Genomic DNA, 5,775 nt, shown 5'->3' on the forward strand with positions numbered 1-5,775 from the left:
CTTTTGGGGTGCAGTTCATTGTAAATCTGATACTATGCGTTTTTATGATTAACTATATTCTGTGATAAACTTGTAAGCTTCTTGACCAGCGATAGCTCCATCTCCAACTGCTGTTGTTACTTGACGAAGCTCTTTCAAGCGAACATCTCCAACTGCAAAAATACCGTCAACTGCAGTTTTCATGTGATTATCTGTCACAATCCAGCCTGCCTGATCTTGGATATTCAATTCTTTAACAAAATCGCTAAGAGGGTCCAATCCAACATAGATAAAGACGCCACCGAAGGTTTGTTCTGTCACTTGACCTGTTTTCACATTTTCAAATACGACAGATTCTACTCTGTTTTCACCCTTGATTTCCTTGACTACAGAATCCCAGATAAAGCTGATTTTCTCATTCGCAAAGGCGCGGTCTTGTAAAACCTTTTGAGCACGAAGTTGGTCACGACGGTGAACAATGGTAACAGTCTTGGCAAAGCGAGTCAAGAAGATAGCTTCTTCGACAGCTGAATCTCCACCACCAACTACCAACAAATCTTGGTCACGGAAGAAAGCACCATCACATACGGCACAGTAGGAAACACCACGACTGTTCAGTTCTTCTTCTCCAGGCACTCCCAAAGGACGGTGTTTTGAACCAGTCGCTACGATAACGGTACGAGTTTCATATGTTTGGTCATCAGTAATCACTTTCTTAAAATCACCATGGTCTTCTACATTTTCAACATAACCATAAATGTGCTCAACACCAAGATTTTCAAGTGGTTCAAACATCTTTTCAGCCAATTCAGGCCCACTAATATTAGCATATCCTGGGTAATTTTCGATATCAGAGGTATTATTCATCTGACCACCTGGCAGACCGCCTTCAATCAAGGCTACTTTCAGATTGCTGCGAGCAGCATACAAGGCTGCAGTCATCCCTGCAGGTCCAGCACCGATAATAATAGTATCGTACATATAGATTCCTTCTTTCTTGTTGTAACTATCTTTATTCTAACTCTTTCTTGTCAATCAAGCAAGGATTATGCCTTGAAAACAAGAATTAAGCTCATAACCGCAAAGGATAATACTGGAACAACCAAAACTCCAATCATAATCATATCATAGAGATGGGCTTGACGAGCCTTGGCTGTCTTATCAACTCCCGACATGGCTCTTAGTCCAATCCAAATCCCTAAAAAAATCAGGACGAGGATGGTGGTCAAGATCAAACTCTCGAAATATAAAGAAAATAGTTGCAGTAGCATGATTTCTCTCATTTCTATCTTTTTTAAAGAGTAAACTCAGCTAGTCCAGCTAACTGAGTTTTTCTCTATCTATTATATCAAATATAAGTCCGTTTGTAACTAGCGAAGAATTCTTTTGTCCGCTCTTCTTTCGGATGGTGGATAATCTCATCCGGTGTTCCAGATTCGATAATTTTCCCCTTATCTAGGAAGAGAATCTTATCAGCTACTTGGGCTACAAAGGACATGTCATGACTGACCAAAATCATGGTTTGACCTGACTTAGCAGCATCTGCAATAGACTTTTCTACTTCACCGACCAATTCTGGGTCAAGGGCTGAAGTTGGTTCGTCTAAGAGCAAAACATCTGGTTTCATAGCAAGCGCACGCGCTAGGGCAACACGTTGCTTTTGTCCACCTGATAAATGGCGAGGGTAATGGTTTTCACGGTCAGAAAGCCCAACCTTAGCCAACTCTTCCTTGGCAATCTTAGTCGCTTCTTGGTCAGATAATTTCTTGACAACAACCAAGCCTTCTTTCACATTATCAAGCGCTGTGCGGCGTTCAAACAAATTAAACTGTTGGAAAACCATAGACAGCTTACGACGTAGGGCAAGGATTTCTTCTTGAGTGATTTTAGAAAAATCAACTGAAAAATCATCAATCTGAATAGAGCCACTGTCAGGTGTTTCAAGATAATTGAGACTGCGAAGGAAGGTTGATTTTCCAGCTCCTGAAGAACCAATCAAGGCTACGACTTCCCCTTTTTGAATATCCAAGTCCAGATGATCCAAGACAGTCTGTCCTGAAAAGGATTTGCTTAAATTCGAAATCTTAATCATTAACGAAGGTCTCCTTTCACATCTGTTTGCACTGTATCGGGTGCAGAAATAGCCATTTTTCTCTCGATGAAACGACCGAAGCTTTCAATTCCGATATTGACTACCCAATAAACAAGGGCTACAGAGATGAATCGCTCAAAGTAACGATAATCGGCACCACCCAAAATCTGAGCTTGGGCAAAGACTTCCACAACACCCGCACTGAAGGCTAGGGAAGTTCCCTTGGTCAAGCCGATGAGGGAGTTAATTAATGTTGGAGTAGCTACCACCGCTGCATTTGGAATAATCACTCGTCGATAAACTTGCGCTCGGGTCATACCCAGACTGCGTGCCGCCTCAATCTCACCAGGATTAACTGAGAGAATGGCTGCACGAATGGTTTCACTAGCATAAGATGCTTCATTAAAGGCAAAGGCTACAATCGCAAAAACAGCAGCTGGAATCGCATTGATATTGAAACCAGTACCCCATTGCTGATTGAGGGCTTTCAAAGCCAAAGGGATTCCGTAGTAGGTCAACATGAGTTGCACCAAAATCGGTGTCCCTTTTAAGAAACTAACAAAGAAAGCCTGCAAGGGATATAAAATCTTGACACGATTGATTTTCACAATGGCAAAAAGAAGCGCCAAAACCAAGCCAAAAAGGGCACCACCAATTGTCAACATAATCGTTGTTGGAAGTTGTTGGACAATTCTCGGGATTCCATCAAAGACCGAACGCAGGCTAAAAAGCTTGCCATCTGGAATCAATTGCATCAAGTTTTGGTACCAATCTGATGCTAAAATCGTTGTAACATTCATAAAAACATCCTCTCCTGATAATGATTCATTCTACCATACTTCTGCCGTCAATGAAATTATTTGCTACGGTCAGATACAGACTTTGTCTACCTACTAGTTTATCATACTTTGAAACAGGGAGGTTATNNTCAAAGAGATAAGTAAAAACTATTTCAGTCCCAATTCTTCATAAGATTTTCGATAACCAATTTGCTTAACAGTTCCATTTTCTACTAAAATCGGCCGTTTTAACAACATACCGTCGCTTGCTAGCAACTCAGCCGCTTCTTGATTTGACAGACTTCCTACCTTATCTTTTAGCCCCAATTCACGGTATTTGATCCCACTAGTGTTGAAAAATTGCTTCAACTCGAAACCTGAAGTCTCTAACCAGTTTAAAATGACTTCTTGGCTGGGTGTTTCTTCGACGATATGAACGGCTTTATAGTCCACACCGAGTTGGTTTAATTCTTGCTTTGCTTTTTTACAAGTTGAACATTTTGGGTATTCGATAAATTCTAACATGTCTTTCACTTTCTATTGTTTATATCTTTAAAATCTACGCCTTCATGATCCAAGAGCCAAGCTTTCTTTTCCACTCCTGCAGCATAACCTGTCAAACGCTTTCCTGCTCCTAGCACACGATGACAAGGTACTAGAATAGACCACGGATTGCGTCCTACCGCTCCACCAATTGCTTGAGCAGAAGCAACTTGCAGGTCTTGGGCTATTTGCCCATAGGTCACTGTCTGACCATAAGGAATTCCCTGTAAATAGGACCAAACTCTCTTTTCAAAATCCGTTCCTATTGGAGCCAAGGGCAAGTTGGATAAATCCTGAGGCTTGCCTTTAAAGTAAGCATCTAAGCAAGCAATAACTGGATCTAAAATGGGATGACTAACAACTTCTTCTATCGTTTCATCTCCTATCCCCCTCTCAAAATGCTTCTGCTCCTGTACCCAAATTCCATACAAATAATGATCATCAGCTACGAGAGAAAGGGAGCCAATCGGCGAAGAATAGAACATTTTTATGTACTTCTTTTGCATTATTTCTTCAATTTTTGATAGGCCAAGCGTTCGCCATCAACTGGAACCTTACCAACCTGTTTAAAACCCAGTTTTTCAAATATATGCTGCATGGCCTTGTTTGCAACATGCGTATCTGAGCGAAAATCTAGATAATCAAAACCTTCAATCAAGCCCTCTAAAAAGGTTTGAGCCCCCCCCTGTCCCTGCACATCTGCTGCCACAGCAATACGGTGAAAGACTAGGTACTCTGACTCTCCAGCTTGCCATTTCCCTTCATAAATGGCTTCATAGGCTGCCTCTGGACTCTTGGTCACAGCAGCATAGGCTAGCAGTTCTCCCTCTTCCAAGGCCACATAGGCTTGACCTGAGATAATATCCTCAATAATAATATCAGCATCTGGATAACNNCTACCAGCAGCTGCTAAACATTTCTTAGCATCCTCCATCACCTGCATAATGGCATCTACTTCATTTGGAAAAGCTAAACGAATCTCCATCTTTTCTCCTCTTTTCTGACTAGTTTCTCCCATCATAGCATAATTCAAGCCTTTTCACAAGCAGTTAAAACTTGACTTTTTGTTTTTGTTATTTTATAATCTAGTTATTAAAACTAGATAAAGAGGAGTCGGAAATGAAAACCACCTTTTCCTACCCAAAATGGGCAGAAATTCCAAACATTGACCTCTATCTGGACCAGGTTTTGCTCTATGTCAATCAGGTCTGCGCCCCTATTTCTCCTGATAAAGACAAGGGCCTAACAGCATCTATGGTCAATAATTATGTCAAACATGGTTACCTGACAAAGCCTGACAAGAAAAAATACCAACGCCAACAGATTGCCCGTTTGATTGCTATCACAACCCTCAAGTCTGTATTTTCTATTCAAGAAATAGCCCAGACACTTAATACTCTACAAACTCAAGCAAGTTCAGACCAACTCTACGATGCTTTTGTAAACTACATGAACCAAGGAATTGACCCAGCTAACCCCATTATCCAAACCAGCTGCCAAACCGTTAAACTCTATCATCAAACTCTATCCTTAACCCATCGTACTCAAGAGGAGGAAATCTAATGAATACAAGCCTAAAGCTCAGCAAACAACTCAGTTTTGGAGAGGAGATTGCTAATAGCGTGACCCATGCCGTAGGTGCAGTCATAATGCTCATCTTACTCCCCATTTCATCAACCTATAGTTATGAGACACACGGATTTTTATCATCTATCGGCGTTTCCATTTTCGTTATCAGTCTGTTTCTCATGTTTTTATCATCCACCATTTACCACTCTATGGCCTATGGTTCAACCCACAAATATGTCTTGAGAATCATTGATCATTCTATGATTTATGTTGCCATTGCAGGCTCATACACGCCCGTCGTCTTGACCTTAATGAATAACTGGTTTGGCTATCTGATTATTGCCATTCAATGGGGAACGACCATCTTTGGTATTCTCTATAAAATCTTTGCTAAAAAGGTCAATGAGAAATTTAGCCTTGCTCTTTACCTGATTATGGGCTGGTTGGTTCTGGCTATCATTCCTGCCATTATCAGTCAAACGACACCCATTTTCTGGAGTCTCATGGTCACTGGCGGACTCTCTTATACAGTTGGAGCTGGATTTTACGCCAAGAAAAAACCTTATTTCCACATGATTTGGCATCTCTTTATCCTAGCAGCATCTGCCCTCCAGTACATTGCCATTGTTTATTATATGTAAAAATAGGTTAGGAGAAAAAATCCTAACCTATTTTTATTCTCTATGATGTTTTATACCCAATCAAAAATGTACTCTAGTCCATTTTATAGTACCTACTAGCGTGCCGTCAATTATGGGATACTGCTTCCCTGATAGTATGTAAACCAGAATAGTTATACTCTTCGAAAATCTC

General features: G+C 40.8%; 9 protein-coding genes. 2 read left to right on the top strand and 7 right to left on the bottom strand.

Going from position 1 to position 5,775, the window contains the following annotated elements:
* Nucleotides 1–48 precede the first annotated feature (48 nt).
* The 7 genes from trxB to HT734_RS09290 all read right to left on the bottom strand — a co-directional run bounded on the left by trxB (nt 49) and on the right by HT734_RS09290 (nt 4,378).
* A complete protein-coding gene (gene trxB / locus HT734_RS09260; RefSeq protein WP_173278272.1) occupies nt 49–960 on the bottom strand; it encodes a thioredoxin-disulfide reductase in 912 nt (303 codons plus the stop codon).
* Between the two features lie 65 nt (nt 961–1,025).
* Nucleotides 1,026–1,250, bottom strand: coding sequence for a DUF4059 family protein (locus HT734_RS09265; RefSeq protein WP_000926599.1), 225 nt, complete (start codon nt 1,248–1,250; stop codon nt 1,026–1,028).
* Nucleotides 1,251–1,327: 77 nt separating this feature from the next.
* The gene (locus tag HT734_RS09270) at nt 1,328–2,071 is read right to left on the bottom strand and encodes an amino acid ABC transporter ATP-binding protein (RefSeq protein ID WP_000590965.1); all 744 of its coding nucleotides are present in this window, start codon (nt 2,069–2,071) and stop codon (nt 1,328–1,330) included.
* Nucleotides 2,071–2,871 carry an amino acid ABC transporter permease gene (locus tag HT734_RS09275; RefSeq protein ID WP_173278273.1) on the bottom strand — a complete coding sequence of 267 codons (801 nt, stop codon included), beginning with the start codon at nt 2,869–2,871 and terminating at the stop codon, nt 2,071–2,073. The genes HT734_RS09270 and HT734_RS09275 overlap by 1 nt, the downstream gene beginning before the upstream one ends.
* A 147-nt stretch (nt 2,872–3,018) precedes the next feature.
* Nucleotides 3,019–3,375, bottom strand: coding sequence for an arsenate reductase family protein (locus tag HT734_RS09280; RefSeq protein ID WP_000889093.1), 357 nt, complete (start codon nt 3,373–3,375; stop codon nt 3,019–3,021).
* 5 nt (nt 3,376–3,380) lie between these two features.
* Nucleotides 3,381–3,899 (bottom strand): methylated-DNA--[protein]-cysteine S-methyltransferase, encoded by a 519-nt coding sequence (locus HT734_RS09285; protein WP_173278275.1) that lies wholly within the window; start codon nt 3,897–3,899, stop codon nt 3,381–3,383.
* Nucleotides 3,899–4,378: a GNAT family N-acetyltransferase gene (locus tag HT734_RS09290; RefSeq protein WP_173308532.1), complete on the bottom strand. Its 480-nt coding sequence runs from the start codon at nt 4,376–4,378 to the stop codon at nt 3,899–3,901. Before HT734_RS09290 ends, HT734_RS09285 begins: the two co-directional genes overlap by 1 nt.
* A gap of 134 nt (nt 4,379–4,512) precedes the next feature.
* Between HT734_RS09290 and HT734_RS09295 the strand changes: the two genes are divergently transcribed.
* Together HT734_RS09295 and HT734_RS09300 are read left to right on the top strand one after the other, a co-directional pair.
* Nucleotides 4,513–4,956, top strand: coding sequence for a DUF1836 domain-containing protein (locus HT734_RS09295; RefSeq protein ID WP_173278279.1), 444 nt, complete (start codon nt 4,513–4,515; stop codon nt 4,954–4,956).
* Entirely contained in the window at nt 4,956–5,603 is a 648-nt protein-coding gene (locus HT734_RS09300) for a hemolysin III family protein (protein WP_049511340.1), read from the top strand. Before HT734_RS09295 ends, HT734_RS09300 begins: the two co-directional genes overlap by 1 nt.
* Nucleotides 5,604–5,775: the final 172 nt, after the last annotated feature.

Source organism: Streptococcus sp. k-90 (assembly GCF_013277565.1).
GTDB lineage: Bacteria > Bacillota > Bacilli > Lactobacillales > Streptococcaceae > Streptococcus.

Bases quoted from the DNA above. Each gene is read 5' to 3' on its own strand.
- HT734_RS09300 (WP_049511340.1), top strand. From the start codon at position 4,956: ATGAATACAAGCCTAAAGCTCAGCAAACAACTCAGTTTTGGAGAGGAG.
- trxB (WP_173278272.1), bottom strand. From the start codon at position 960: ATGTACGATACTATTATTATCGGTGCTGGACCTGCAGGGATGACTGCA.
- HT734_RS09275 (WP_173278273.1), bottom strand. From the start codon at position 2,871: ATGAATGTTACAACGATTTTAGCATCAGATTGGTACCAAAACTTGATG.
- HT734_RS09270 (WP_000590965.1), bottom strand. From the start codon at position 2,071: ATGATTAAGATTTCGAATTTAAGCAAATCCTTTTCAGGACAGACTGTC.
- HT734_RS09295 (WP_173278279.1), top strand. From the start codon at position 4,513: ATGAAAACCACCTTTTCCTACCCAAAATGGGCAGAAATTCCAAACATT.
- HT734_RS09265 (WP_000926599.1), bottom strand. From the start codon at position 1,250: ATGCTACTGCAACTATTTTCTTTATATTTCGAGAGTTTGATCTTGACC.
- HT734_RS09280 (WP_000889093.1), bottom strand. From the start codon at position 3,375: ATGTTAGAATTTATCGAATACCCAAAATGTTCAACTTGTAAAAAAGCA.
- HT734_RS09285 (WP_173278275.1), bottom strand. From the start codon at position 3,899: ATGCAAAAGAAGTACATAAAAATGTTCTATTCTTCGCCGATTGGCTCC.